The organism is Vibrio sp. 1CM23M, from assembly GCF_023161755.1.
In the GTDB taxonomy this organism is placed as follows: Bacteria; Pseudomonadota; Gammaproteobacteria; order Enterobacterales; family Vibrionaceae; genus Vibrio; species Vibrio coralliirubri.
Window position 1 is genome coordinate 267,990 of the sequence record NZ_JALNTR010000002.1, and the last position, 26,333, is coordinate 294,322.

The 26,333-nt window shown below is 44.3% G+C and carries 26 protein-coding genes; 11 read left to right on the top strand and 15 right to left on the bottom strand.

The window, feature by feature from the left end; all coding sequences use genetic code 11:
* Window positions 1-93: 93 nt before the first annotated feature.
* The 4 genes from ttcA to MSG35_RS06415 all read right to left on the bottom strand — a co-directional run bounded on the left by ttcA (window position 94) and on the right by MSG35_RS06415 (window position 3,750).
* Window positions 94-987 carry a tRNA 2-thiocytidine(32) synthetase TtcA gene (gene ttcA, locus MSG35_RS06400; protein WP_017059635.1) on the bottom strand — a complete coding sequence of 298 codons (894 nt, stop codon included), beginning with the start codon at window positions 985-987 and terminating at the stop codon, window positions 94-96.
* A gap of 320 nt (window positions 988-1,307) precedes the next feature.
* Window positions 1,308-1,958: a DUF2987 domain-containing protein gene (locus MSG35_RS06405; RefSeq protein WP_248383398.1), complete on the bottom strand. Its 651-nt coding sequence runs from the start codon at window positions 1,956-1,958 to the stop codon at window positions 1,308-1,310.
* A 123-nt stretch (window positions 1,959-2,081) separates the two neighbouring features.
* Window positions 2,082-2,930: a glucosaminidase domain-containing protein gene (locus MSG35_RS06410; protein WP_060982055.1), complete on the bottom strand. Its 849-nt coding sequence runs from the start codon at window positions 2,928-2,930 to the stop codon at window positions 2,082-2,084.
* Window positions 2,923-3,750, bottom strand: coding sequence for a hypothetical protein (locus MSG35_RS06415; RefSeq protein WP_048612081.1), 828 nt, complete (start codon window positions 3,748-3,750; stop codon window positions 2,923-2,925). The genes MSG35_RS06410 and MSG35_RS06415 overlap by 8 nt, the downstream gene beginning before the upstream one ends.
* A gap of 329 nt (window positions 3,751-4,079) precedes the next feature.
* Here MSG35_RS06415 and potA point away from each other — a divergent pair, with 329 nt between their 5' ends.
* The 5 genes from potA (at window position 4,080) to MSG35_RS06440 (ending at window position 9,236) form a co-directional block, all read left to right on the top strand.
* Window positions 4,080-5,195, top strand: coding sequence for a spermidine/putrescine ABC transporter ATP-binding protein PotA (gene potA / locus MSG35_RS06420; RefSeq protein ID WP_017059631.1), 1,116 nt, complete (start codon window positions 4,080-4,082; stop codon window positions 5,193-5,195).
* Window positions 5,179-6,036 (top strand): spermidine/putrescine ABC transporter permease PotB, encoded by an 858-nt coding sequence (potB, locus tag MSG35_RS06425; protein ID WP_248383400.1) that lies wholly within the window; start codon window positions 5,179-5,181, stop codon window positions 6,034-6,036. The genes potA and potB overlap by 17 nt, the downstream gene beginning before the upstream one ends.
* Window positions 6,036-6,806 (top strand): spermidine/putrescine ABC transporter permease PotC, encoded by a 771-nt coding sequence (potC, locus tag MSG35_RS06430; RefSeq protein WP_004733706.1) that lies wholly within the window; start codon window positions 6,036-6,038, stop codon window positions 6,804-6,806. The genes potB and potC overlap by 1 nt, the downstream gene beginning before the upstream one ends.
* Before the next feature lie 147 nt (window positions 6,807-6,953).
* Window positions 6,954-7,988 carry an extracellular solute-binding protein gene (locus tag MSG35_RS06435; protein WP_248383402.1) on the top strand — a complete coding sequence of 345 codons (1,035 nt, stop codon included), beginning with the start codon at window positions 6,954-6,956 and terminating at the stop codon, window positions 7,986-7,988.
* A 210-nt stretch (window positions 7,989-8,198) separates the two neighbouring features.
* The gene (locus MSG35_RS06440) at window positions 8,199-9,236 is read left to right on the top strand and encodes an extracellular solute-binding protein (RefSeq protein WP_017059627.1); all 1,038 of its coding nucleotides are present in this window, start codon (window positions 8,199-8,201) and stop codon (window positions 9,234-9,236) included.
* A 95-nt stretch (window positions 9,237-9,331) separates the two neighbouring features.
* Here the strand turns inward: MSG35_RS06440 and cobB are convergent, their stop codons facing one another.
* The 11 genes from cobB to MSG35_RS06495 form a co-directional block, all read right to left on the bottom strand.
* Window positions 9,332-10,066, bottom strand: coding sequence for a Sir2 family NAD+-dependent deacetylase (gene cobB / locus MSG35_RS06445; protein WP_248383405.1), 735 nt, complete (start codon window positions 10,064-10,066; stop codon window positions 9,332-9,334).
* Between the two features lie 258 nt (window positions 10,067-10,324).
* Window positions 10,325-11,545: an ammonium transporter gene (locus MSG35_RS06450; protein ID WP_052878438.1), complete on the bottom strand. Its 1,221-nt coding sequence runs from the start codon at window positions 11,543-11,545 to the stop codon at window positions 10,325-10,327.
* A gap of 374 nt (window positions 11,546-11,919) precedes the next feature.
* A complete protein-coding gene (locus tag MSG35_RS06455) occupies window positions 11,920-12,336 on the bottom strand; it encodes a hypothetical protein (RefSeq protein ID WP_017059624.1) in 417 nt (138 codons plus the stop codon).
* The gene (locus MSG35_RS06460; RefSeq protein ID WP_012603931.1) at window positions 12,320-13,393 is read right to left on the bottom strand and encodes a formate dehydrogenase subunit gamma; all 1,074 of its coding nucleotides are present in this window, start codon (window positions 13,391-13,393) and stop codon (window positions 12,320-12,322) included. Before MSG35_RS06460 ends, MSG35_RS06455 begins: the two co-directional genes overlap by 17 nt.
* 13 nt (window positions 13,394-13,406) lie before the next feature.
* Window positions 13,407-14,015: a formate dehydrogenase FDH3 subunit beta gene (fdh3B, locus tag MSG35_RS06465; RefSeq protein WP_004733723.1), complete on the bottom strand. Its 609-nt coding sequence runs from the start codon at window positions 14,013-14,015 to the stop codon at window positions 13,407-13,409.
* 11 nt (window positions 14,016-14,026) lie between these two features.
* Complete coding sequence (locus tag MSG35_RS06470) at window positions 14,027-16,882, bottom strand: formate dehydrogenase subunit alpha (protein WP_248383407.1); 2,856 nt, start codon at window positions 16,880-16,882, stop codon at window positions 14,027-14,029.
* Between the two features lie 10 nt (window positions 16,883-16,892).
* Window positions 16,893-17,093 carry a twin-arginine translocation signal domain-containing protein gene (locus tag MSG35_RS06475; protein ID WP_004733728.1) on the bottom strand — a complete coding sequence of 67 codons (201 nt, stop codon included), beginning with the start codon at window positions 17,091-17,093 and terminating at the stop codon, window positions 16,893-16,895.
* A gap of 76 nt (window positions 17,094-17,169) precedes the next feature.
* Entirely contained in the window at window positions 17,170-17,820 is a 651-nt protein-coding gene (locus tag MSG35_RS06480; RefSeq protein WP_248383409.1) for a molecular chaperone TorD family protein, read from the bottom strand.
* Window positions 17,821-17,829: 9 nt separating this feature from the next.
* Entirely contained in the window at window positions 17,830-19,491 is a 1,662-nt protein-coding gene (locus MSG35_RS06485) for a 4Fe-4S dicluster domain-containing protein (RefSeq protein WP_050634332.1), read from the bottom strand.
* A gap of 299 nt (window positions 19,492-19,790) precedes the next feature.
* Window positions 19,791-20,474 (bottom strand): DUF3306 domain-containing protein, encoded by a 684-nt coding sequence (locus MSG35_RS06490; protein WP_248383410.1) that lies wholly within the window; start codon window positions 20,472-20,474, stop codon window positions 19,791-19,793.
* Entirely contained in the window at window positions 20,464-20,928 is a 465-nt protein-coding gene (locus MSG35_RS06495) for a DUF3305 domain-containing protein (RefSeq protein ID WP_048611002.1), read from the bottom strand. The genes MSG35_RS06490 and MSG35_RS06495 overlap by 11 nt, the downstream gene beginning before the upstream one ends.
* 438 nt (window positions 20,929-21,366) lie before the next feature.
* Here MSG35_RS06495 and MSG35_RS06500 point away from each other — a divergent pair, with 438 nt between their 5' ends.
* The 6 genes from MSG35_RS06500 (at window position 21,367) to MSG35_RS06525 (ending at window position 26,230) form a co-directional block, all read left to right on the top strand.
* Complete coding sequence (locus MSG35_RS06500) at window positions 21,367-22,197, top strand: formate dehydrogenase accessory sulfurtransferase FdhD (RefSeq protein WP_048611568.1); 831 nt, start codon at window positions 21,367-21,369, stop codon at window positions 22,195-22,197.
* Between the two features lie 409 nt (window positions 22,198-22,606).
* Window positions 22,607-23,548: an MBL fold metallo-hydrolase gene (locus MSG35_RS06505; RefSeq protein ID WP_046225231.1), complete on the top strand. Its 942-nt coding sequence runs from the start codon at window positions 22,607-22,609 to the stop codon at window positions 23,546-23,548.
* A gap of 1 nt (window position 23,549) precedes the next feature.
* Window positions 23,550-23,864 carry a hypothetical protein gene (locus MSG35_RS06510; RefSeq protein WP_248383412.1) on the top strand — a complete coding sequence of 105 codons (315 nt, stop codon included), beginning with the start codon at window positions 23,550-23,552 and terminating at the stop codon, window positions 23,862-23,864.
* 98 nt (window positions 23,865-23,962) lie between these two features.
* Window positions 23,963-24,847 carry a DUF692 domain-containing protein gene (locus tag MSG35_RS06515; protein WP_248383901.1) on the top strand — a complete coding sequence of 295 codons (885 nt, stop codon included), beginning with the start codon at window positions 23,963-23,965 and terminating at the stop codon, window positions 24,845-24,847.
* Window positions 24,840-25,625 carry a putative DNA-binding domain-containing protein gene (locus MSG35_RS06520; RefSeq protein WP_248383413.1) on the top strand — a complete coding sequence of 262 codons (786 nt, stop codon included), beginning with the start codon at window positions 24,840-24,842 and terminating at the stop codon, window positions 25,623-25,625. Before MSG35_RS06515 ends, MSG35_RS06520 begins: the two co-directional genes overlap by 8 nt.
* Window positions 25,622-26,230: a DoxX family protein gene (locus tag MSG35_RS06525; protein ID WP_017083666.1), complete on the top strand. Its 609-nt coding sequence runs from the start codon at window positions 25,622-25,624 to the stop codon at window positions 26,228-26,230. The genes MSG35_RS06520 and MSG35_RS06525 overlap by 4 nt, the downstream gene beginning before the upstream one ends.
* Window positions 26,231-26,333: the final 103 nt, after the last annotated feature.

The window sequence follows — 26,333 nt, forward strand, 5'->3', positions numbered from 1 at the left end:
CGCCTCAAGCATTGCTTGAGGCGTTTTTGTTTATCTAGAGCAACGCCATTCCAAACACAGAATGGCAAACATCATCTTTATCCAATCTAATGGTTAAACATTCGTTACGTCGATGAACATTGACTCATCAATGTTAGATGATGAGATTTCAGCTTCTTCGAATTCGTATGCTTTGCGGTCTTCACTACGGTCCAGTGGAAGGTTCACGAAGTCAAACAGCTCGCGGTCAGCCAGTTGGCTTGGACTTACGTTCTGGATTGATTTGAAGATCTTCTCAACACGACCGGGCGTTTTCTTATCCCAATCAATTAGCATCGCTTTAATGTTCTGACGCTGTAGGTTCTCTTGAGAGCCACATAGGTTACAAGGAATGATTGGGAACTCTTTGTGTTCAGCGTATTTGATTAGGTCCGTTTCACGACAGTAAGTCAGTGGACGGATAACAACGTTACGACCATCATCTGAACGAAGCTTTGGTGGCATAGCCTTTAGGCGCGCACCGTGGAACATGTTTAGGAACATGGTCTCAACGATGTCGTCTAGGTGGTGACCCAGAGCGATCTTAGTTGCACCAATCTTCTCTGCGAATGAGTACAAAGTACCACGACGAAGACGAGAGCATAGGCCACACGTTGTTTTACCTTCTGGCACTTTCTCTTTAACCACTGAATACGTATCTTTATCTACGATGTAGTAAGGAATGTTCAGCGTTTCAAAGTACTCAGGAAGAATGTGTTCAGGGAACCCAGGTTGTTTTTGATCTAGGTTTACTGCCACAACATCAAATTTGATCGGTGCTGCTTCACGTAAACGTAGCAAAATGTCTAGCATCGCAAATGAATCTTTACCGCCACTAATACATGCCATTACTACGTCATTCTCTTCGATCATGTTGTAGTCGATGATGGCATTTCCAACATTTCTTCTCAGACGTTTCTGAAGTTTGTTGAATTCAAGTGTTTCTTTTCTATTATCGTTTTGGTTCATTGCGACTCTCACACCGTCGTATTACCGACTGTAGATTGCTAGTGGGACTGTTTTAGGGCGTGGATTATACGGATTTTTATTTGATGTTGAAATAGTAACGGCAGGATAAACAAGCTGAGTAATAGAAAGATTCTGCTTTTATTGTTCGATAAGCTCCCTAGCTGCTAGAGAAACGCGGCTTCACATGCTCTCGGTTGGTATCGAAGATAAAGAAAAGCAGCCTGTTCTAATTCGATAAGGCTGCTTTAAGATATGTCGTAAAAGCTTAGGGGAATGATTCCGCTAAGCTTTTACTTCACTAACAATGATTCCGTTAAAAATTATTGCGCGGGAATGTACGGCAATACGCGAACTGTTGGTTCCGGTAACGTGATGCTGTCACTTCCATTCAGTTCTTCTAAGGTGAATTTCGCTCGCCCTTCTTTGATTGGTAGTTGCTTACCATTTGAAAGCTCGATGTTACTTTCCAGTTTATTAGCGAACTCTAGCGTTAACCCTTGGATATCTGGCGTGAACCAACCAGAGAACATGCCGCTGACGTCTTCAAGCATCGCCTGCATCTGTGGCAATAGGTTTTCTATCTGTGCAACTTCTACTGTTCCAGCTAAAGGCTCTTGAGTCATCACAACTAAAGAATACGCACACTCTTGTTCTTGAGTTTGTACAAAGATAAGAGGATTTGCCGAGCGTAGATTTTGATCTACCGGTAGAAGCAGTTCATTGGCTGGAGAGACTTTTAGCTCTTCGTAGTGCTCTTCTTTTTCCATCCAAGCTTTGCTGATGTGACAGGTTTGCTGAGCTTGTTGATCAACAAAGAAGACCGCAACTTTGACATCATCATGCCCTTCTTTGGTGTTGTTTTTCAGCTGAGTATAAAGCTTAGAATACGTGAACATGTATTCTTGCGCTGAAGCAGGAAGAGAAACCCCAAGGCTTAATGAGGCTAATAAAGCGAGTGCTGTCTTTTTCATTATTATAATCTTGTCGAAGTTGAGCGTTTATAAATAGAAAGAGCAGCCAATGAGCTGCTCTTTTTGTGACATTACTTGGTATAAGCCGACTATCGAAGGCAACCAAGTTGGTATCAAAATGAGTTACTTTTTCCAGTATACCTCGTTGTGACGGATCATAGCTTGTAAATCAGTCACATAGTCGGAACCTCGCTCAGAATATTTTAGTAAGCCATTGGTGAGCTCTGTCGCCGTTGCGGTTGTTAAAAGATCATCACCTTGCGCAGCAAGTTTTGCACGAATCGCTCTTAGATCGGCGTAAGCACGATTACGATTAAGGTTCATGAAGTAACGATGTACGGATTCTTGGCTTGAAGAGAAAGTTGCGACTTCATGCGAGCTACCTTCGTTACGTTGTAGCGGAACAAGGCCACAACCTTTGGTGTAACACCAATGTCCAAAATAGTTGTTCGCTTTGGTGGCGAAACGCGATGTTCCCCAAGCCGACTCATTTGCTGCCTGTGTCAGTACAAGCGCTTCTGGCAGCACATTGACGCGGTTAAGCATCTCTGTCAGCCATGCCTGATCCAAACCTTCACTAGGTACTGGCAGGCTGTACAATTTCCCTAACCTTTTCGCATAAGACGCATCTTCAGAATCAATATTGCTTAAACCAGACTCAGAGAGCTTAGTTAAAAACGCGCGTTCTTTGGTGATACGTTTGTTTTCGATATTGATGCTTGGACGTAGGAACGAAAAGAACGTGTCCTTTTTCTCATTCACATCTTCGATGGCCGCAAAGTTTGGTGTGCTCGAAGAAACCGTCAAGTCACCAAACTGGTCAGTTGAGTTGGAGCTCTGCTCTGTCGTTCGTCGACGCTCTTCTTCTTGGTAAATATAAGGACCAATCAGTGAAATAGAGCCAACAAGAGCCAGTGCCGTCACTTTAAGCGCAAGTGATTTGCTTGTGCTTGCCTGTGTGTCTTTATGCATCGAACACCTGTGGGTTTTTGTTATTGTCGTCGTTATTGCTGTCGTTGTTATCGTCATCGCTCTTTGGACGATCCGAAGCAATCAGTTTCAATTTGATGCCAAACATTTCACGGTAAAGGATACCTTTCACGTGGAAGAAGAACGGAAGAACGAAGATTAAGCCAATGCCGTACATCATTGCAGCCACGATGAACATCAACATAACCATTAAGTAGATAGACGCGACTACGAAGATCTTCTTATTTACTGCTCTTAATGAAAGCAGCAGCGATTGCATTGGCGGCACTTTCTTATCACAAATCAGCAGAATTGAATGGCTGAACGCAAGCGAGAAGTAAATCGACAAGAACGGCAGAATCATACCTGCGATGCCTTGAAGCATTAGGCTAAACAAAGTCACTAGAATAACCGGAACCGTAAACTGCAAACCTTTACCGATGTGGCGTACTTTGGTTTGTAGGCCAGCGGCGTGGCTCATTGCCATTAAACAGATACCGGCATAGATAGGTGCGCTGATCACTTCATAGCTAAAGTTCGCAATAAAAATCGATTCAACAATTTGTGGCGTGAACGATTCTGGGTCGATAACCGCATCCAAGATAACCGCAGGATCACCAAGCTGTAGTTTTAGTGCGATATAAAAGATAGCGAGCTGCACAAACATCAAAGCAATAATCGCTGGGGAAAACGAAAGAAAGTGACTTATCGTATGTTTCCAAGCTTCTTGGAATACAGCCGTTGCTTTGAGCTCATAATCGCCAGAAAGTGCACGGTTGATACTACCGCCCAAATTAAAATCTTTTTCGATGTCGTTGTTCATATTGATACCTAGGTGTGCCGATTAAGCGAAGCCACCTAACTTATTGATAAAAAATTACCTTCATTATACTCATATGTCGGATACAAACTAAAATATGAATCTGTAACAAGGCTTGCTTTTGCGTCTTAATGGTTAATAATTAGACACTTGTTAGGGTGTAAACCCAGTAAATAACAGTATGGTAAAGGATGTTTACTTTTACCTGCGAAATTTTTTATCTTCGAAAGGTAAAAAATGCTTTGAATTCACGTTTTTGGTGATTATGATGCGCGCCTTAAAGGTGTATAGCAACAGGTCTCAAATAGAACCAAGGTGGAGAAAAACAGACGTTGAACGCTAAAAAATCAGTAGGAAAGCCAGTAGTACAGCTAACTGGCATCAGTAAAAGTTTCGATGGTAAGGAAGTCATCGGCAATCTGGATTTAAACGTAAATCATGGTGAGTTTCTCACGATTTTAGGCCCATCAGGTTGTGGTAAAACAACCGTGCTAAGAATGATTGCGGGTTTTGAAACGGCAGATAGTGGTCAAATACTATTAGCTGAACAAAACGTAACCCAAGTTCCTGCTGAACAAAGGCATGTAAACACTGTATTCCAAAGCTATGCCCTATTCCCGCATATGACCGTTTTCGACAATGTGGCATTTGGCTTACGCATGCAGAAAGTTCCAAACAGCGAGATTGAACCTCGTGTAATGGATGCTTTGAAAATGGTGCGCCTAGAACAAATGGCACAACGAAAGCCACACCAGCTATCTGGTGGCCAACAGCAACGTATCGCAATCGCTCGTGCTGTCGTTAATAAGCCTAAAGTTCTTTTGTTGGATGAATCTCTATCTGCTCTGGATTACAAACTACGTAAACAGATGCAAATCGAGCTGAAACAATTACAACGCCAACTTGGTATCACGTTCATTTTTGTAACGCATGACCAAGAAGAAGCGCTGTCTATGTCTGACCGTATTATTGTTATGCGTGATGGTGTGATTGAACAAGACGGAACACCAAGAGAGATCTACGAAGAGCCTAAGAACCTATTTGTAGCGCGTTTCATTGGTGAAATTAACGTATTCGAAGCGACAGCGAAATCTCGTCAAGATGAAAAACGCATTGTTGCGACAATCGAAGGTGAAGAGTCCATTATCTATCACGATAAAGACGTAACACCGGGTCAAAAACTGCAAGTATTGCTTCGCCCTGAAGATCTTCGTATCGAAGAAATTAAAGAGTCTGAGCAACGCGGTATTGTTGGCCACATTGTCGAGCGAACCTATAAAGGCATGACATTAGACTCAGTCGTAGAACTTGAATCTGGTATGCGTGTCATGGTTAGCGAATTCTTCAACGAAGATGACCCTGATGTTGATCACTCACTGGGCCAAAAAGTTGCAGTAACTTGGGTTGAGAGCTGGGAAGTGGTATTAGAAGATGAGCAAGAAGTTTAATTTACAAAACGCAATTGTTGCTTTTATCACAGGTTGGTTAGTGCTGTTCGTGATGATTCCAAACATCATGATCATTGGTACTAGCTTCCTTACTCGTGATGAAGCGAACTTGATCGAGATGACCTTCACTCTCGATAACTACGTGCGTTTGGCTGACCCGCTGTATTTTAAAGTGTTGATGCACTCTTTCTATATGGCAATTGTCGCAACCCTACTTTGTTTGATTATTGGTTACCCATTCGCTTACATCGTGGCAAAAATGCCGGCGAAGTGGCGTCCAATCATGTTGTTCCTAGTGATAGTGCCATTCTGGACTAACTCTTTGATTCGTACATACGGATTGAAAATTGTACTGGGTACGCAAGGTGTCTTGAACAAAAGCTTGTTAGCGCTCGATATCATTGATAAACCGCTACGTATCATGTACTCAGAAACCGCAGTAATGATCGGTTTAGTGTACATCCTACTTCCGTTTATGATTCTGCCGCTGTATTCAGCGATTGAAAAACTGGACGATACGTACTTAGAAGCGGCTAAAGATTTAGGTGCGAACAAACTGCAAACGCTATTGAAAGTTGTACTGCCACTAACAATGCCGGGCATTATTGGCGGCTGTTTATTAGTACTACTGCCAGCGTTAGGTATGTTTTACATCTCTGACCTATTAGGCGGAGCTAAGAACCTATTGATTGGTAACGTGATTAAGAGCCAAGTGCTCAACGCTCGAGACTGGCCGTTTGGCGCAGCGACGAGTATCGCACTGACCATGGCAATGGCTGTGATGCTGTATGCCTACTACCGAGCAGGTAAGCTATTGAACAAGAAAGTGGAGCTAGACTAATGGGTCGCACAGTTAAGTTCAGCTTTATGGCGCTGGTATACGCCTTTCTATACCTACCTATTATCGTATTGATCGCTAACTCGTTTAATGCCAATAAGTTTGGTATGAAATGGGGTGGCTTCACCACTAAATGGTATGACGCGCTTATTAACAACGACAGCCTAATGCAGGCTGCGTGGCACTCGATCAACGTAGCGGTGTTCTCTGCAACAGCTGCAACGATTGTCGGGAGCCTTACAGCAGTAGCCCTATTCCGTTACCAATTCAAAGGTAAAGGCATCGTAAATGGCATGCTGTTCATCGTAATGATGTCTCCAGATATCGTAATGGCGATTTCGCTTCTTGCGCTATTCTTGGTAATGGGTGTTCAACTGGGCTTCTTTACCCTACTTGCTGCTCACATTACCTTCTGTCTACCGTTCGTTGTAGTAACGGTATACAGTCGCTTGAATGGCTTTGATGTGAAGATGCTAGAAGCCGCAAAAGACTTAGGCGCAAGTGAATGGACGATTCTAAAGCAGATCATTCTACCTCTTGCTAAGCCAGCGGTTGCTGCGGGTTGGTTATTGAGCTTCACTCTGTCTTTGGACGATGTGATCATCAGCTCTTTCGTAACAGGCCCAACGTATGAAATATTACCACTGAAGATTTACTCAATGGTTAAAGTGGGTATCTCTCCTGAGGTAAATGCCCTAGCAACAGTGATGTTAGTGGTGTCGTTGATACTGGTGATCATTTCTCAGTTATTAGCGAGAGAAAAAATCAAGTAAGTCTCCTACTCTGTATAGAGACTGGCTTGATAAGAAGTTAAGAGACTTCAAGTTCAAAAAAGTGTTAATCATAAACAGAATGGTAAATTGCCATTCTGTTTTTCTATCTACTGCCTTCGGGCAACGTTTAGTTTGGAGCTAACGTCAATGAAAAAATGGGCTACTCTATTAGTTGGTAGTGCATGTGCGCTTTCAATGTTATCTGCACCATCATTTGCAAAAGATAACAAAGAATTGGTATTCATGAACTGGGGACCTTACATCAACAGTGAGATTCTAGAACAGTTCACTGATGAAACTGGTATCAAGGTTATCTACTCGACTTACGAGTCGAACGAAACCCTGTACGCAAAGCTAAAAACACACAACAAAGGCTACGACCTAGTTGTGCCGTCGACTTACTTCGTATCTAAGATGCGTGACGAAGGTATGCTACAAAAGATCGACAAAACTAAGCTGAACAACTTCAAGAATCTAGATACTAACTACCTAGATAAGCCGTACGACCCAAGCAACGACTACTCTATTCCACACGTCGTTGCGATCACAGGTCTTGCTGTTAACACTGACATGTACGACCCAGAAGATTTCCAAAGCTGGGCTGATCTATGGAAGCCTGAGCTTGAAGGTCAACTGATGATGATGGACGACACTCGTGAAGTGTTCCACATCGCACTACGTAAGTTAGGTTACTCTGGTAACACGACTAACGAAAAAGAGATCGACGAGGCTTACGCTGAGCTGCGTAAGCTAATGCCGAACGTTCTAGTATTTAACTCAGACAACCCAGGCGCGCCTTACATGTCTGGTGAAGTCGGTCTTGGTATGCTGTGGAACGGTTCTGCTGCTGCAGCGCAAAACGAAGGTCTACCAATCAAACTGGTTTTCCCTAAAGAAGGCGGCATCGGTTGGGTTGATAACTTTGCGATTAGCTCTGGTGCGGTAAACGTAGAAGCGGCTCATAAGATGATCGACTTCCTACTTCGCCCTGAAATTGCTGAGCAGATTTCTCGTGACACAGGCTACCTAACAGCCGTTAAAGCGTCTAACGAGAAGTTCAAAGACAGCCCTGCGCTATTCCCATCGCAAGAAGACCTTGATCGTGTTGAATGGCAAGCTGCGGTTGGCGATAAGACAGTGAAGTACGAAGATTACTTCATGAAACTTAAAGCAGGTCAGTAATTTAGCTTATTATCTCATGGCGACTAAGTAACTGGTTTACTTAACAAGCCGATATAGAGATTCAATAAGTTAAAAATAAGAATATCAATGAATAGGCAGCTTAGGCTGCCTATTTTATTATATCGCTGCTATAATATGGCACGATTTTTCGAAATCCTTTACCTTGGGTTCACTACCCAGCTCCAAATCAAACAAATGAACGGAACAGTAATGAAAAAAACACTGTATACCGGCGCATTGTGTGCTGCTACTTTACTTTCTACACCCTCTTTCGCAGCTGACCAAGAACTGTATTTTTACAACTGGTCTGAATATATTCCAAATGAAGTATTAGAAGACTTCACAGAAGAGACTGGCATCAAAGTCTACTACTCTACTTATGAGTCTAACGAAAGCATGTACGCTAAGTTAAAAACTCAAGGTACGGGTTACGACTTAGTGGTTCCTTCTACTTACTTCGTTTCTAAGATGCGTAAAGAAGGCATGCTTCAAGAGCTTGATAAAACCAAGCTAAGCCACTTTGCAGATTTGGATCCAAATTACTTAGATAAGCCATTTGACCCAAATAATAACTACTCAATCCCATACATCTGGGGTGCGACGGGTATTGGTATCAACTCAGACATGCTAGACAAGTCTTCAGTTAAAAACTGGGGCGATCTGTGGGATACGCAGTGGGAAGGTCAACTGATGATGATGGATGACTCTCGTGAGGTTTTCCATATCGCTCTATCTAAACTGGGCTACTCTCCTAACACGACTAACCCTGAAGAAATCAAAGAAGCCTACGAAGAACTTCGTAAGCTAATGCCAAACGTATTGGTATTTAACTCAGACTTCCCAGCGAACCCTTACCTAGCAGGCGAAGTGTCTCTTGGTATGCTTTGGAATGGCTCTGCTTACATGGCACGCCAAGAAGGCGCAACGATCGACATTATCTGGCCAGAGAAAGGCGCTATCTTCTGGATGGACAGCCTAGCAATTCCAGCAGGTGCTAAGAACACAGAAGCGGCTCATAAGATGATCGACTTCCTTCTTCGCCCTGAGAACGCTGCGAAAATTGCTCTAGAGATTGGTTACCCGACACCAGTTAAAACCGCTTACCCTCTTCTTCCTAAAGAATTTGCTGAAGACAAGAACGTTTTCCCACCACAATCAGTGATGGATAACGGCGTTTGGCAAGATGAAGTTGGTGAAGCGAGTGTCATTTATGACGAGTACTTCCAAAAACTTAAAGTGAACAACTAAGTTATTGTTAGTTAATCAGTTAAGTAAATAAAGCGGCGTAAGCCGCTTTATTTTTTTCAGATTCAGAAACTGATGCGCTTTATCAAAGACAAGGCTTAGGCCGTTAAAGAACCTTTCTCTGAACATAACAATTCCCCGACGAGTTTAGGTACCTCGATACTCGCCTTGCCGTAACGCTTCTCTTCAAATTCACTTTCAACCGCACTTGGTTCGAGGTTTATCTCGATAGTATGTGCACCATGCATTTTCGCATCGTGAACAAAGCCTGCCGCTGGATAAACAACACCTGAAGTTCCGATAGAGATAAACAGATCCGCTTCTTCCAGTGCTGAATAGATGTCGCCCATTCGTAATGGCATTTCGCCAAACCACACAATATGAGGGCGCATCTGCGCTGGAATTTGACAGCAGTGACAGAGTTCGCCGGTTCCGATGTCACCTTTATGTTCAATAACTTGATTCGATTCACTGCAACGTGCTTTTAAAAGTTCACCGTGCATGTGAATAATGTTGTTGCTGCCGCCTCTCTCGTGCAGGTTGTCGATGTTCTGAGTGATTATTGTTACTTTGCCATCAAGTTTGTCTTCGAGCTCACCTAGCGCCTTATGGGCGGAGTTTGGTTGAATGCTCTCACCTTGTAAGCCATGGCGACGCTTGTTATAGAATGCTTGAACCAAGTCGGGATCTTTCGCAAACCCCTCTGGAGTCGCGACATCTTCGATTTTATGGTTTTCCCATAGCCCGTCTTGTGCTCGGAATGTTTGTATCCCCGACTCCGCAGAGATGCCAGCGCCAGTAAGAATTACGATATTTCGATATGGGAAATGCATACAACGTCCTTTTCAATATGTCACTTTGTAACAGCTTAGCACTGTTCAAATTCCAACAATAGTTTTAGGGATTAGACCATAGTCTTAGGCAACTGAATTCATTGGCTATTTGTGACATAACTCGCTTGGTGGGTGCTGCCGTTGTTACTCAAACTCTCTGTTTTGCTTTTCACTGAAACAAAAAAAGCGACCGAAGCCGCTTAGTTCTGTTTAACAGGCGTCTACTTGATGAGCCTAAACCTATCAAAGTGAACGACGTTAGTCTTCATTGATAGACGAGATCTTATGGATTGAAAGATCCGCGCCGTTGAATTCGTCTTCTTCACTTAAACGTAGGCCTGTTAGTTTGCTTAACACACCATAAACAATCATTGCGCCAATCAAAGCCACAGCAATGCCCGCCAGTGTGCCGACAACTTGAGAAGCAAAGCTCACGCCCCCTAGCCCCCAGAATGTTTGCGAACCGAAGATACCTGCTGCAATGCCACCCCAAGCACCACATACGCCGTGCAGAGGCCACACACCCAATACATCATCAATCTGTGTTTTGTTTTGCATGTAAGTGAACAGGTAAACAAACAATGCGCCTGCCACGCCGCCAGTTACTAACGCGCCTAATGGGTGCATTAAGTCTGAACCTGCACAAATCGCTACTAAACCAGCCAAAGGGCCGTTATGGATAAAGCCTGGGTCATTCTTACCAGCAACAAGCGCCGCAAGAATACCGCCAACCATGGCCATGAGTGAGTTCATCGCCACTAGGCCGCTGATGCCGTTGATTGCTTGAGCTGACATCACGTTAAAGCCAAACCAACCGACACATAAGATCCAAGAGCCTAGTGCTAAGAATGGGATATTCGATGGCGCGAAGTTGGTGTGTTTGCCTGCACGGATTCGACCTTTACGCATCCCTAAGAAGTAAACCGCAACCAAAGCAATCCAACCACCTACGCCGTGAACCACTACAGAGCCTGCGAAGTCATGGAACCCATAACCAAACTGGCCTTCTAGCCAATCTTGGAATCCAAAGTTGCCGTTCCAAATGATGCCTTCAAAAAATGGATAGATGAAACCAACCGTAAACAGTGTCGCAATCAAAATTGGGTAGAAACGTGCGCGCTCTGCGATACCGCCTGAAACGATCGCTGGGATTGCCGCTGCGAATGTCATAAGGAAGAAGAACTTCACCAGCTCATATCCGTTGCCTTGCGACAGTGTTTCTGCGTCTGCAAAAAAGTGTGCACCGTAAGCAACCCAGTAACCGATAAAGAAGTAAGCAATGGCGGAGACACCAAAATCCGACAGGATCTTAACGAGCGCGTTTACTTGGTTCTTCTTTCGAACGGTACCGACTTCTAGAAATGCAAAGCCAGCGTGCATCAAGAAAACCATGATGGCACCGAGTAATAGGAATAAAGTATCTGAACTTTGGGTAAGGGTTTGTACTGCACTATGAACTTGAGTCACCGTTTCACTCATTAAAGCATTCTCCTTCGCTTTATCTGATTTGCACTGATATCGTGCGATTCAATGTTGTAATTAATTAAAGACTCAACAGTGAACGCAAGATGCGTTCCAAGTGTGTGGTGTAATTTTCGTGCAACAGTTTTTGCTTTTAACTTACTGATTAATAGTGCATAAATTTATCGGTGCACTTTCTTGGTTCTTAATAAGCGTGAAAATGGAAACAAGAATTGCACCAATTAAGGGAGTTGCACCATATTGAAGCGGTCAATACCATGCTTCATTAAGTTTCGTTGCTGATTAGAAAAAAAGCCCAATGACCGAAATCATTGGGCTTTCAAAAGGATTATTGTGCTAGATAATTTGCTATCTAATGAGCCAATACTCGACTACAAGTTTGGACCTGTTGTCGGGTTTTGCGGTAGGTTTTGACTTAAACGCTGCATACCTTGATACATACGAATAAACCAAACCACAATCGCAACACCACCAAACAACATGCCTACATACGGGATGTAGTAAGCGATGTCATCGATAATATGGTTTTGATACCAGTAATCGTTCACACCAATCAACACGCCATTAGAGGTCGCTACCGTCACGATAAGCACAACAAAGAACGTCAGGTTCAAGAAGAACGAGCGAATCAAGCCGTAGTAATGCGTATCCACTACTTCGCCGTCTTCGCCTTTATCTAAACGATAGCCCGCGTAGATGATGGCAACCACACCAGAGAGAAGACAAGTAAATGGTGTAAAGCAGCTTAGGATGTAAGCAACCCAAATACCTTTATGAGGTTTGTTCATTCTTATTCACCCCTTCCGTTTTCTCTGTTGCAGCGTTTGCGCTTTGTTCAACGCCGTTTTTCTCTTGTTCCATCACTTCTTTGTACCAAAGGTCATGGTGCTCTTTTGCCCAAGTTTCATCAACTTCGCCTGTTACCATGCCTTCTAGTGCACCTTCCATACCGAACAAGCCGATGTAGATGTGGAACACAAAGCCACAGATAAGGATCAAAGCAGCCAACATGTGGACTAGGTTTGAAAGCTCCATATCACGACGCGTTTGACCGAAAATTGGGAAGTCTAAAACCAAGCCACTGATCGCAGCCACACTACCCATTACAATCAATAGCCAGAACAGCGCTTTCTCACCCGCGTTCGAAAACTCTGCAGATGGATGAGAACCTTTATGTTTCCCGACCATACCGCCCAGTTTCATGAACCACTGGATATCGACCATCTTGAAGATAGACTTGCGCCACCACTTGATAAGAACAGCCATCAACAGCACATAGAAAATTGGGCCGATGTAGTTATGGTATTGCTTAGCCAGTAGAACGATGAAACCCCACAGATCCGTTGGGATATAAGGTTTCAAGAAGTGTTTACCGTAAACCAACATCAAACCACTGAACGCCAGTGTTAAGAAGGTAAACGCCATACTCCAGTGCAAGGCACGGTCAAGTCGCGACCAACGTTTGATCTTACGACCGGTTCTTGGCGCGCTTAGCATTAGCGGGCCAATCACAACGTACATCAAAGTCACGAAAGCAATACTGCCAAAGATAGCGACAGCACCGGCTGGTGACATCCACTTCTCTTTCAATATGTACCACGTTTGACCTGGAGTACTGATTAACACACCGTGCTCAGCAGATTGAGATGTGGTGTAACCTTCTTCACCGTTTCTTACTTGTCGCCAAAAATCAGCACCAGCAAGTTGTGTGATTTCTCGTTGAGCAGAGCTCGATTGAGTTTGTGATGAGTTCGTCTCAGATGCATGACTCATAGGAGACAGCATTGTTAGTGCTGCCAACATTGGCAGCACAACAAGGAAGAGACGCTTAAACATTGTAAGCATATGTCTCTCCTAACTAGCTCTTCATCGCATCGTAAGAAAGGTCATTGCCGTCTGTCCAGCCTGCACCCTTCGCACCACGTTCAACAACACGCTGACGGAATACATCAGAGACTTTCTCTGCATCACCCGCTAGTAGTGCTTTGGTCGAGCATAAAGAAGCACACATTGGTAGCTTGCCTTCAGCAATACGGTTCGCACCGTACTTCTGACGTTCTTCCACAGAACCTGGCTCTGTTTCTGGGCCGCCAGCACAGAAGGTACATTTGTCCATTTTACCGCGCTCACCAAAGGCTTCCTGTTTAGGAAATTGAGGTGCGCCAAACGGACAAGCAAACAAGCAGTAACCACAACCGATACATAGATCTTTATTGTGAAGTACGATGCCGTCTTCTGTATGTTCAAAACAGTCTGCAGGACAAACTGCCATACATGGCGCATCAGTACAGTGCATACATGCTACAGAGATAGAGTTTTCACCCGGTTCGCCATCGTTCAGTGTGACAACGCGGCGACGTTGAATACCCCATTCCAGAGCATCATCATTTTCATTCTTACATGCAGTGACACAACCGTTACATTCGATACAACGTTTGGTGTCACAAAGAAATTTCATTCTAGCCATTTTAAGACTCCTTACGCTTTACGAATATTACAAAGGGTTACTTTCGTTTCCTGCATCAACGTGACAGGGTCGTAACCATATGTGGTTGCTGTATTGGCTGCTTCGCCAATAACGTAAGGATCAGTGCCTTCAGGGTATTTAGAACGCAAATCTTCGCCTTCAAACTTACCACCGAAGTGGAACGGCAAGAACGCTAAACCCGGTTTCACACGACGAGTTACCATCGCTTTCACCTTAATTCGGCCCTTCTCAGCACCTTCAACCCAAACGTCATCGCCATCTTTAAAGCCAATGTCGTTTGCATCTTTCGGGTTCACTTCAACAAACATCTCTTGTTGTAGTTCTGCTAGCCAAGGGTTCGAACGGGTTTCTTCACCACCACCTTCGTACTCAACCAGACGACCAGAAGTAAGAATAATCGGGTATTCACCAGATTTGTCTTGCTCTTGGATTGACTTATACAACGTAGGTACACGGAAAATCGCTTCTTTGTCATCCCATGTTGGGTAGTCAGCAACTAGGTCACGACGTGGTGTGTAAAGTGGTTCACGGTGCAGTGGTACGCGGTCTGGGAATGTCCAAACGATCGCACGCGCTTTCGCGTTACCAAAAGGAATACAACCGTGCTTGATAGCCACGCGTTGAATGCCGCCAGAAACGTCAGTCTTCCAGTTTTTACCTTCAGCAGAGGCTTTCTCTTCTGCTGTTAGGTCATCCCACCAACCCAGTTGTTTCAGTAGTTTGTCACTGAACTCAGGGTAGCCATCTTTGATTTCGCTGCCTTTTGAGTAGCTGTCTTCAGCCAGTAGGCTTTGACCTTCAAACTCGACACCGAAACGAGTACGGAAGTTACCACCACCTTCAGCGACAGGTTTAGACGTATCGTAAAGGATGTGCGTACCTGGGTGTTTCATCTCTGGGTTGCCCCAACATGGCCAAGGAAGACCGTAAGTCTCGCCATTCGCTGGGCCGCCTTCTGCAGCAAGCGTGGTCTTGTGGAACGTGTGCCAGTTTTGCTGGTGCTCTTTCAAGCGCTCTGGGCTTTGACCTGTGTAACCGATCGTCCACATACCTTTGTTGAATTCACGTGTGATGTCTTCAATCAATGGTTGGTTGTTCTCAACACGGATGTTTTTGAACAGCTGATCAGAGAAACCAAGCTTCTTAGAAAGAAGGTACATGATTTCGTGGTCAGGCTTAGATTCGAACAGAGGATCAACCACCTTGTCACGCCACTGTAGCGAACGGTTTGATGCCGTTACACTGCCGTAGGTTTCAAACTGAGTAGTAGCTGGAAGCAAGTAAACGCCATCAGTACGATCGTTCATTACTGCCGCGACTGTTGGGTATGGGTCAACGATAACCATCATATCCAGCTTCTGCATCGCCTTCTTCATCTCTGGACCACGAGTCTGAGAGTTCACTGCGTGACCCCAGTAGAACATGGCACGGATGTTTTCGCGTTGACGAATCTTGTCTTTGTCTTCAAGCACGCCATCAACCCAACGAGAGACAGGAATACCTGCACTGTTCATTGGTTTTTGACCGCCGTAAGCGTTGTCGTCGAAACGACCTTTGATCCAGTCAAAGTCTACGTCCCAAACTTTCGACCAGTGGCGCCAAGAACCTTCAGATAAGCCGTAGTAACCTGGAAGCGTGTCTGACAGTACGCCAAGGTCAGTTGCGCCTTGTACGTTATCGTGACCACGGAAAATGTTTGCACCGCCACCTGACTTACCGATGTTACCTAGCGCAAGCTCAAGTACACAGTAAGCACGTGTGTTGTTGTTACCAGTCGTGTGTTGAGTACCACCCATACACCAAACGATACAACCCGGACGGTTTTCAGAAAGCAGTTTTGCTGTGTGATAAACGTCTTCTTCGCTTACGCCAGTAACGCGCTCAACTTCAGCTGGGCTCCACTTCGCGACTTCTTCACGGATCTCGTCCATGCCGAATACACGTTGGCGGATGAATTCTTGGTCTTCCCATTTGTTAGCAAAGACATGCCATAACACACCCCAGATAAACGCAACGTCTGAACCTGGACGAAGAGAAACATAGTGATCAGATTTCGCTGCAGTACGCGTACGACGAGGATCCGCAACAACGATCTTACAATTGTTCTTCTCTTTCGCGATCAAGATGTGTTGCATCGCTACTGGGTGAGCTTCTGCTGGGTTTGAACCAATGAACAGCATCGATTTACAGTTGTGCATGTCATTGAACGAGTTTGTCATCGCACCGTAACCCCAAGTGTTTGCAACACCGGCTACTGTGGTTGAGTGACAAATACGCGCTTGGTGGTCAACGTTGTTGGTACCCCAAAGCGACGCCATTTTACGGAATGCGTAAGCTTGCTCGTTGCTGTGTTTTGCACTACCTAGGAAGTAAACCGAATCAGGGCCAGACTCTTTACGAAGCTCTAGCGCTTTGTTACCGATCTCTTCAATCGCTTGTTCCCAAGAAAGCTTCTTCCACTTACCGCCTTCCAATTTCATTGGGTACTTAAGACGACGTTCACCGTGGCCGTGTTCACGCAGAGCTGCGCCTTTCGCACAGTGTCCACCAGCGTTGAATGGGTGATCGAACGCAGGCTCTTGACCTGTCCAAACACCGTTTTGAACTTCAGCGTAAATACCACAACCCACAGAACAGTGAGAACAGATAGTACGTTTCACTTCTGTTTTCGCTTCAGGGTCGACTGATTTAGCCTGCGCTTTCTTCATCATGCCCGGAGCGAATAGACTTGCGCCTACTACCGCGCCACCAGCGGCTAATGAAGTGTTTTTCATGAAGGCACGTCGAGACACACCCAGTTGATTGGTTTCTTTGCTCACACTATCGGAGCGTTTGACAAGTTTCATCCGTTATCTCCTAAAGTGTGTCGTAGTAATCGCGAATGTGTTGCGTTTCACGATAGCCCGTCTTCTTCATGTCTTCTTTCGGCATTTCAACCGTTTCTGAAGCAGTTGCCACTTTCGTTGTACCAGCGACAACGGCACCAGCAACGGCTGCAGTCGTTAAGCCTTTGAGTAAGTCCCTACGGCTTGTGTTTATTTCTTTATTATCTTTCATCATTGCTTCCTTACCTTACGGTAGATCTTTTTGGAGGCTTAATGCCCCTCTATCGATATAATCGCGTACTGCTCGATTACTCGTAATCAGTGACGTTTTTCACATCAATCTTTAATTTATGCTTACTGCTTTTGGTATTAACGCTAAAACGCACTTGCTCTAACGTTAGGAATGCTTCACACAGCTGAGCCGCTGATTTGTAGAAGTTCGCACTTTCTGCAGTTTCAAGCTGACGCGTAAAAGAGTTGAACCAAGGACCAAGGTGCTTATTGAATACCGCTTGTTGCAGTGCTTCTTCTTCAGCCGTTAGCATTGCCATTACTTCACACAATGCCGCAATATGATCTTCTGGCTCTTTCACTTGATCGTCACGCTCAATGCCTAAAAGCTCTAAATCATGACGAATCTCTGCCAATGGTTTTTCCATCATGGCGCCAGTTCTATGCCAAGAACCAAATGGAACAATCTCTCCACGGCCAATGCCAATGAACAGGTCTTGATATTCGTCTTCTAATGCTTCGCGATTTGATTCCGTTGCCGCTTGTTGAATCGCAATCCAAGCTTTTTGCATCGCGCTGTCAGACGCTTCAATGTCTAGCGTCTTAAGGAAATCAATCACCTCTTCAGAAGGTGCGCTTCGAAACAATGCAGAAAGAACCAAATAGATTTCAGTTCTTAGTGTCTGTTCTTGATCTAGCTTTTGTGCTTGATTTAAATGGGTTTCCAATGCCAACTCCTAGTATTTCAGTTGTTTCAATGGGTCTTGAGCCATCGAATCAAACATATCTATCACACGGCAGTCTTCACACATCGCAATACGGTTGATTGCTGATTCGTCTGAAAAATGAGAGTGACCGCGTAACTTATTTTGTAGCATGTCAATCATAGACTGCGGTGCGAATGGCTTATGACAACGAATACATTCCGCTGCCTTCTCTTCATGAATCACAACGGCCTTCTGACGTTCTTCTTTCACCCAGTTCATACGAGGCGTTAGAGTCAGAACATTTTCAGGACACGCTTTTTCACACAGACCACATTGAATACAGTCTTGTTCTACAAACTTAAGTGATGGAGATGCGCCATCGGTATGAAGAGCACGTGTAGGACAAACAGCCACACAACTCATACACAAAGTACAATCTTTGCTTTCACACGAAACCGTGCCATATGGCGCATTCGAAGGAAGCTCAACAATGTTCTCAACAGGAATGCGAGATGAAGACATAGCATCAAGTGCTGTGAATAGACGTTGACGTTTATTGCCTTGAAGATCGCCAAGTGCAAGATCGAATGAATCAACACAAAGTGTTGGAGGACCTTCACGTAGAGACTCTAAATACAGGATATCGATGGTTTCTTTTGGAACACCGATTTGGTCTAGTAACTCTTGAGCGATCCCTACTTCGTTATTAAGAACACGAATGATGGTTTCTGGCATAAAACGAGAAGCAGCAAACAGAACTTGAGTTGCGCCATTCACTAGCGCTGCAAACCAAGTATCAATACCAATAGAAGGCAGTTCTTCAACAACGATTGGAATCACGTTATCTGGCAATGCTTTTAGCGCCATCACATTGTAGGTTTCATGACGAGAGCTACAGATAAGTACGATTGGATCCAGACCGCCCGCTTGCTCATAATTCGCTAGCGTACGTTCAATAAACTTTTGTGTATCGTCAGGATTTGGAAGCGCATAGGTAATTGCTTCTGTAGGACAGCTAGTTGCACAAGTACCAACGCCTTGACATAGGTAAGGGTTGATCTCAATCTTGTGGCCTGTCTTATCAGAGCCTTCACTTGAAAGTGCGCCAGCGGGACAAGCATCTACACAACGCTCACAGCCTTTTACGCCACGAGAACTGTGTGCACAAAGGTCAGTGTCTAGACGGAAGAACTTAGGCTTATCAAATGTGCCCATAAGCGTTGGAATCTCTTCCAGTGCTTCAGCCAGTTTTGGATAGCCACGGCCTACAGGGTAATAACCCGGTACAGGTACTTCTTCTGTCATGCAGCTATTCAGACATAGGTCTAAAACAACATCAAAACAATCGTGATTAATCGCGACCTTCGCCAGGTTGCTTGATGTGCCTTTGTTTTCGATCACAACTTCAAACGTGCCAAGGAAACCGGATACTTGAACCGAATTCGCGAAGTACAGTTCTGGGTTTGTGCCCTTTTCGCCATCTGTTGACAATAAGGTTAGGCTCGTCAATTGAGGTAATTGAGCCGCAGCACTTTCAATGATCGCAGTTGGACCAATAACAAGAGTATTACCGCCGCTTTCGTAGCTAACGGTAGGTGGAATCAGATTTGTTAACTCAACTGTATTTTCAAATGCATACAGTCTTGCTTTAGCGTTATTTGAAGTTGCTTGTTCTAATAATTGTTTAAGCATTGCTCAGTTCCATCTTTGGACATGGATAATCTGTTCAACCTTCATTGTAGTAAGCGATAGAGAACTTGCAGAGTAATCCGTTAACAACTAACCCTTTAGCCAGTGTGTCGTTGGTTAGACCGTGAACTCGTCTATCTACAAAAAAGTTGATAATGAACGTTATTTAGCAAATGCCATGCCAATTTAATATGTCTTATATTTCAGTAATTTAATCCTTTATAACGTTTATTGTGCGTATAAAAAAACCGCTTGGGACATTTTGTCGCAAGCGGTTCATTGAGTGTTTAGTCAAAATGTACCTATTCTTTGTGTGGTATATTTTGTCCCATCTCTTTCAGGTCAGCTTCGTCTGACATTGTAGCGTCATTATCTAACACTGTGTTTTTATACAGCTCTTTTTCTTGTTCGGTTATTTCGGCACTTTCTGACGTTTCAAATTCATGATCAGATACCTCAAGATCGCTTTCAGAATTTTCTAAAACCTCATCTTCGTCTTTATTATCAATGAGTTGCTCTTGTTCTAGTGCAGTGTCTTCTTCCGTTTTGTCTTTAACCCAATCACGCAAGGTTTCCGCTACCCCTTCAGAAAGAGACTTCAAATTACTGTAATCGTCGTCGTAATCATCTAAACCATCACGAACGTTGAACTCTTCTGAGAGGAATAATTTACGCAATGCCGCTTTTTTTACGCTTTCTGAGGCTTCTGACACCAATAATTGAGCAACAGACAAGTCTTCAGTCGTTTCTGATGCTGTCTCCTGATAGTCAATAGCGTGAGCGTCTTCATTGTGTTCTGGAGACTCATTTTCTAAAGTCTCACGCTCTAATGACTCCGATGTTTCTGCGTCTATAGATGAAGCAGTAGTCGAAGCTTCAGTGGAAGTAAGCTCAGTTTCCTCAAGCGTTTGTTGCGCTTCTAATGGTTGGTCGGATGATTCATCAAGCTTTCGTTGAGACCAACGGCTAAAAAAGTTAGTTGCCATTTGATCGACCCGCGCCTTTACGTTTCTTACGTCTTGCTTCTAATAACTCGCCATGACGACCGATGAACGCTTCCATCCAAGCTTGTACAGGTAATGGAATGTCGTATGAAAGGACTTGGTTGTCACCGTCCATGTATTGCCCTGCAACGGTTTGTGATGCTGTAAGTAACTGAATGATTGGCTTAACACCAGAATCGACATTATCCATCACTAAGAAAAGCTTAGGTTGCTGAGAGCTTAGGTTGAAACGATAGTCTGTACGCTCGTCTTTATGTAATTGGAGTAAACAAACGTCTTGGGCATCGTCTTCTGGCGACAGTTCAAACCCCGTCAATTCCCATTGCGTCGTTACCCAGATACCTGTTTTGATCTCTTTCTCTATTCTTTGGACACCGATTGGCCAAGCTGCTTCTGTTTTTTCATATTGTTCTTTGAATTCTTTTATCTCAGACATACTTCACCCAATTGATTTTCTTTGGTCTGAATGCACTTAGGACATTTTGTACTGTGCGCAATCATATACACCCCATAAAGCAATAAACACGCCAATACGGATTACCTACGAGAGCGTGTCTATAGCGTTCGTTATCAAGTTGTCACTATAACGTTAGTCGATACTGGTTATTTCAGACAACTCCACCCGGTGAACTCTCATATTTTGCGCTATTTTAATCTAATGCTTCATGTTTCCATCAATCCCCGTTATTTTGGAATAAGATTTGCTTTAGCTAATTCGCTAATGTTATTCACAGAGCTATGGCATGTTCGGAACGATAATCGAAACCTAGACCATAGCGAACCAACAAACTAGCGCATTGATGAATGAGAGCCTTATTGCTCTTGTTGACTTCTTATCTCATAAAATCGCTATCTCATTAAGTAGGAAATGACTGTGGTAAAACCAAACATAATAAAAACCAGTGAGAACCCACTTCAGACAATCGAAGTTGAAGTGTTTGATGAATATGGCGAAAAGCTAACAAAACAGATCGCGTGTGAGCGCCCTCTTACCGTAATGTTGAACTGGAAAGAGATCGTAACCTTAATGACATTGGGCTCTCGTCCTGAGTCATTAGTATTAGGCTATTTGAAAAACCAAAGCTTCCTTTCTGATCCGGAAGCGGTTGAATCTATTATCATCGATTGGGAAACCAGCTCTGCTGCGGTTATCACCAAAGAAGATACGAGCCAACTTGAGCAAGCGCTTAAGAAGAAGACAGTAACCTCTGGCTGCGGTCAGGGCACCATGTATGGCAACGTGATGAAGCAGTTGGAAGATTACCAAGTGCCTCAAAACAAGATTAAGCAATCTGAAATCTATACAGCGCTTGAAGCGTTGACTCATTACAACGATACCTACAAGAAAGCAGGCGCAGTGCACGGTTGTGCGGTTTGCAAAGACGACAAGGTTCTATCGTTTGTTGAAGATGTTGGCCGACACAATGCCGTTGATACATTGGCTGGTGAGATGTGGCTTAACAAAGAGACAGGTGAAGATAAGATCTTCTATACCACAGGCCGTTTAACGTCTGAGATGGTGATTAAGGTTGCTCAGATGGGTATCCCTGTTTTGCTATCACGTTCTGGCGTAACGCAAATGGGCTTAGACTTGGCTCAGAAGTTCGGCATCACAACCATTGCTCGCGCTAAAGGTTTACGCTTCCAAGTGTTCACGGGTGCAGACAAGATCGACTTTGATGTAAAAGGCGAGCAATCAGCGTAAGTCCTTTAAAGGCAAACTTCTCTAAAGACAAATGCTATCTAACGCTAGTTTTCTGGTGAACTTATATAAGGTGTAGGCGAAGGCTTGCACCTTTTTCTTTTATTCCTTTTATCTCCTTAGCACTCCCTCTGCTTGCTCCATCATTCTATTCGCACAATTTTAACAGCCAGCTCGCTGTTACCACCCTTTCTGCACATTATTTCAGCAACAGAACGCGCTTAATCTAATCGTTTAGTTTAACTTAACGTTGATTTCAAAATTACTAGATATGCCGAACGTTAACAATTCTTTATCTTATGTTCCGTGAACAGAACGAAGCACGCACTTATCGTGCTGCTTGGCGAAAGTTTCACTTCTTTGAATGCTCACTTCGAAGAAAACACATAAGAAAAAAGAATTGGATAACAATATGAAACAGCCTTTAAAAGCTTTAGCAATAGCTCTTGGATTGACCTTGGGCGCCAACTGTCACGCAATTGAACTAAAGCCGGTCGATACCGACTTTACCTTACAAATCCTGGGTTCAGGTGGTCCTATCTCGGATGACCTACGTGCATCATCAGGTGAAATCGTATGGTGGAAAGGCAAATCACGAATCATGATTGATGCCGGTGGTGGTGTTTACCTACGTTTCGGTCAAGCGGGTGCAAAACTTGAAGACCTAGATTTCATGGGTATCACTCACTTCCATACCGATCACGTCAATGACATGCCCGCTCTTCTTAAAGGTGGCTACTTCTTTGAACGTGAAAAGGCGTTGGAGATTTCAGGTCCAGCCGCAGGTTCAGCGTTCCCAAGCCTTAACGGTTACTTTGCAGCGAACTTTGACCCAGACCATGGCGCATACGCTTACCTTGCTGGCTTATACGATGGAACCGATGGTCTATTCCCAGTCAATCTTACCGATGTTGACTATCAATCCACAGTGCCAACCGTCGTTTACGAAAAAGATGGTTTGAAAATCACGGCTCTGGGTATTCCTCATGGTGATGTGCCTTGTCTCGCTTACCGAATTGAAAGTGAAGAAGGCGTGATGGTGATTTCAGCTGACCAAAACGGTAGCAACCCTGCGTTCTTAGACTTCGCTCGTGGCGCCGACATCATGATGATGCCAATGGCGATTCATGAACAAGCCGATGGTGTCTCTACATTCATGCACGCTAAGCCTTCTGTGATTGGTGAAATTGCAAAAGAGATCAATCCAAAAATGTTGGTACTTAACCACTGGATGGGTCTAGGCCTTAAGCGCAAATCTGAATCAATCAAAATTGTACGCGAATACTACGACGGACCAATCATGTCTGGTCGTGATTTAGCGAGCTTCCCTATGTCTGCTGTAAAGGAGAAATAATATGAACAACAAAATCGCCCTATCAATCGCGATCACGTCTGTGATTAGCCTTAACTCTGCAATGGCGTTTGCTGATGCACCTGCCGAAGCCACTGTTGAAGCTAAACAATCTTCAGGACACGGTGGTAAATGTGCTGCGGGTAAATGTGGTACAGAAAAACGCTTCGAAAAAGCGGAACTGACAAGCAACCCTCAAGACCGTTTAGTGCGTGCTCGTGACGGGAAATGTGGCTTAACGGCTGAAGGTATCTCGCCAAGCAAAGAGCGCATCCTAACGGCGAATAGCAAGGTGACAGGTGGAGTATGTGGCCAGTAGAAACGCATAAAACTAAAGCTATAAAAAATAAGGCTTTAAAAACTAAGACTCTAGCATCAAATGACCAAGCCCCTAAAAGCAGCGAGTTAAACCATAAAGTGCGAACCATTCAGAATACAGACAAAGGCATTGGGCTACGCAGTGAACATATTGAACTGCTCGCTCGTTCCCCAAAGCACCCTGATATTGATTTTCTGGAATTGGCTCCCGAGAACTGGATGAGCTTAGGTGGTCTTAAGCGCGAACAACTACAGGATATAGCGAAGCAATGCCCTTTGATCGCACACGGTTTAAGCTTATCCATTGGAGATTGTCAGCCGCTTAACACGAAGTTTGTACGTCAGGTTGGTCAATTTCTCGATGAACTGAATATTCAGGTATACAGCGAGCATTTGAGCTTCTCTCGAGACAGCCAAGGGTATCTGTATGAACTGTTACCCGTGCCACGTCACGCAGAAAACATCGGTTATTTAGCGGACAGAATCAAGCAAGTCCAAGACATCATTCAACGTCCTTTGGTAATGGAGAACATCTCTTATTACCACAACTACGGAGATGAGATGCCTGAGGGTGAGTTTATCGCTGAAATAGCAAAGCGTAGTGGCTGTGAGTTGTTGGTCGACATCAATAATCTCTACGTGAATAGTCAGAACCACCACTTTGATGCCGCTGAAATGCTTAAAGCTTTACCGAGCGATGCTATTCGCTACTACCACATTGCTGGGCATTTAGTTGAAAGTGATGGCTCAGGTGGAAGCGACAAATCGCTGCTTGATACCCACGGTATGCCGGTACAGCAAGCGGTTATTGACTTGGCGCGTTACACCTTCTCTATTCATGGCAGTAAACCGTTATTGCTCGAAAGAGACAACAACGTACCGCCTTTGGTCGTGCTGACTGAAGAGTTGCGAACGATGCACAGTCAGGTTCTAGACGCTGGTGTTGCTCATCGCCCAATGAATCAGGAGTTGGTTTATGCATAACCCTCCTAGCATGATGATCACTCAAACACACGCACTAACCGCACTGATACGTTCGCCACTTGAAGACAACGCAGTGTGTCGATACAGCGAGTTCATTAGAGATAACGTATTTGGTGTATTGAACAACACATTCCCGCTGTTTTGCCAGCAAGTCGACCAACACCAACTACTGATATTGGTTGATGAGTTTGTTGTGGTGCATTACGCCTCAGAGCCAGAGTTTCATCATATAGCCACTGAGTTTGTCAGCTTTATCCAGCGTCGCACTCAACCAATGGGTATGTCGAGTCTGAGTGATTTGTCTACTTTGAGTGCGAGTCATGATCTTACAGCCGACCAGCTTGCGGTGTTGGAATACGAATGGTGTGCCTTTTGCGTTGAAATTGACGCTTCAAAGCAAGTCTTGCCGATGTCATGGACGGGTGATCTTCGTGTTGATGAACAACAGCTTCAATTGGGTTTGTTAGTCAACAGTACGATGAAGCTCGTACAGGTACCTTTCCTTGTTCATGGTGAGTCACTGACGTTTCTAACACAAAGGCGACACCCCATTTATTACGCGATTTATCGCGACCGTGACCAACGCGTCAACACGATAAAACTAAGAGAAATTGATGTTGCGATTATTCAAATAATTCAACAACAACCAAATCGTTCTTTAGCCGATATAAAACAAATAATTGCTCAACAATTGGCGAGATTCGAGTTTATTAATTGGGTCGAACATTTCAGTGAAGTTGAACTGATTGGCGTTCACTCTTTAGGAGAAAAATTATGATTAAGTCAGCCCTCAGCTGGTACGACGCTATTGTCGAAAAATGCAAACAATACGATTACTTAGTACTGCTTTCAGTACGTCTTTATTTGATTCCGGTGATTTATGTCGGTGCACGCTCTAAAGTGCTGGGCTTCTCGGGAACTGTGGCATGGTTTGGTGCTTCGGCAGCCGACGGTGGTCTTAATCTTCCCTTCCCTGAGCTACTGGCATTCCTAGCGGCAGCGACCGAAGTATTAGGTTGTATCTGTATCGCGTTAGGTCTGTTTACTCGCTTTATCTCGATTCCAATGATTTTCATGATGAGCGTCGCGAGTGCAATGGTTCACTGGAAACACGGTTGGGATGCGATTGCGACTGGTGGTATGGAAGCAACCGTTCGTCTTAACGGCTTCATCGAATGGCTCGCGGTTAACTTCCCAGGTCGTTACAACTACATCACAGAACTTGGCGACCCGGTAATGCTGAACAACGGTATGGAGTTCGCAGGAACCTACTTCGTGATGTTGTTAGTACTGCTTGTTTACGGTGGTGGCCGTTACGTGAGTGCAGATTACTGGCTACGTAAACAGTTCTCTAAAAAACAAAACAAAGCACTTCGTTGGTAATAGATTCTTTTCACACAGCTACATGTAAAACCCTTAATTAGTTCTCTCTAATTATCATCTTATTTTCCATTATCTTACCCGTCACACTCGTGGCGGGAAGGAG

What these genes read in the sequence shown, in the direction of transcription:
- ttcA (WP_017059635.1), bottom strand. Translation starts at nt 987, where the DNA reads ATGAACCAAAACGATAATAGAAAAGAAACACTTGAATTCAACAAACTT.
- MSG35_RS06405 (WP_248383398.1), bottom strand. Translation starts at nt 1,958, where the DNA reads ATGAAAAAGACAGCACTCGCTTTATTAGCCTCATTAAGCCTTGGGGTT.
- MSG35_RS06410 (WP_060982055.1), bottom strand. Translation starts at nt 2,930, where the DNA reads ATGCATAAAGACACACAGGCAAGCACAAGCAAATCACTTGCGCTTAAA.
- MSG35_RS06415 (WP_048612081.1), bottom strand. Translation starts at nt 3,750, where the DNA reads ATGAACAACGACATCGAAAAAGATTTTAATTTGGGCGGTAGTATCAAC.
- potB (WP_248383400.1), top strand. Translation starts at nt 5,179, where the DNA reads ATGAGCAAGAAGTTTAATTTACAAAACGCAATTGTTGCTTTTATCACA.
- potC (WP_004733706.1), top strand. Translation starts at nt 6,036, where the DNA reads ATGGGTCGCACAGTTAAGTTCAGCTTTATGGCGCTGGTATACGCCTTT.
- MSG35_RS06435 (WP_248383402.1), top strand. Translation starts at nt 6,954, where the DNA reads ATGAAAAAATGGGCTACTCTATTAGTTGGTAGTGCATGTGCGCTTTCA.
- MSG35_RS06440 (WP_017059627.1), top strand. Translation starts at nt 8,199, where the DNA reads ATGAAAAAAACACTGTATACCGGCGCATTGTGTGCTGCTACTTTACTT.
- cobB (WP_248383405.1), bottom strand. Translation starts at nt 10,066, where the DNA reads ATGCATTTCCCATATCGAAATATCGTAATTCTTACTGGCGCTGGCATC.
- MSG35_RS06450 (WP_052878438.1), bottom strand. Translation starts at nt 11,545, where the DNA reads ATGAGTGAAACGGTGACTCAAGTTCATAGTGCAGTACAAACCCTTACC.
- MSG35_RS06455 (WP_017059624.1), bottom strand. Translation starts at nt 12,336, where the DNA reads ATGAACAAACCTCATAAAGGTATTTGGGTTGCTTACATCCTAAGCTGC.
- MSG35_RS06460 (WP_012603931.1), bottom strand. Translation starts at nt 13,393, where the DNA reads ATGCTTACAATGTTTAAGCGTCTCTTCCTTGTTGTGCTGCCAATGTTG.
- fdh3B (WP_004733723.1), bottom strand. Translation starts at nt 14,015, where the DNA reads ATGGCTAGAATGAAATTTCTTTGTGACACCAAACGTTGTATCGAATGT.
- MSG35_RS06470 (WP_248383407.1), bottom strand. Translation starts at nt 16,882, where the DNA reads ATGAAACTTGTCAAACGCTCCGATAGTGTGAGCAAAGAAACCAATCAA.
- MSG35_RS06475 (WP_004733728.1), bottom strand. Translation starts at nt 17,093, where the DNA reads ATGAAAGATAATAAAGAAATAAACACAAGCCGTAGGGACTTACTCAAA.
- MSG35_RS06485 (WP_050634332.1), bottom strand. Translation starts at nt 19,491, where the DNA reads ATGCTTAAACAATTATTAGAACAAGCAACTTCAAATAACGCTAAAGCA.
- MSG35_RS06490 (WP_248383410.1), bottom strand. Translation starts at nt 20,474, where the DNA reads ATGGCAACTAACTTTTTTAGCCGTTGGTCTCAACGAAAGCTTGATGAA.
- MSG35_RS06495 (WP_048611002.1), bottom strand. Translation starts at nt 20,928, where the DNA reads ATGTCTGAGATAAAAGAATTCAAAGAACAATATGAAAAAACAGAAGCA.
- MSG35_RS06505 (WP_046225231.1), top strand. Translation starts at nt 22,607, where the DNA reads ATGAAACAGCCTTTAAAAGCTTTAGCAATAGCTCTTGGATTGACCTTG.
- MSG35_RS06510 (WP_248383412.1), top strand. Translation starts at nt 23,550, where the DNA reads ATGAACAACAAAATCGCCCTATCAATCGCGATCACGTCTGTGATTAGC.
- MSG35_RS06520 (WP_248383413.1), top strand. Translation starts at nt 24,840, where the DNA reads ATGCATAACCCTCCTAGCATGATGATCACTCAAACACACGCACTAACC.
- MSG35_RS06525 (WP_017083666.1), top strand. Translation starts at nt 25,622, where the DNA reads ATGATTAAGTCAGCCCTCAGCTGGTACGACGCTATTGTCGAAAAATGC.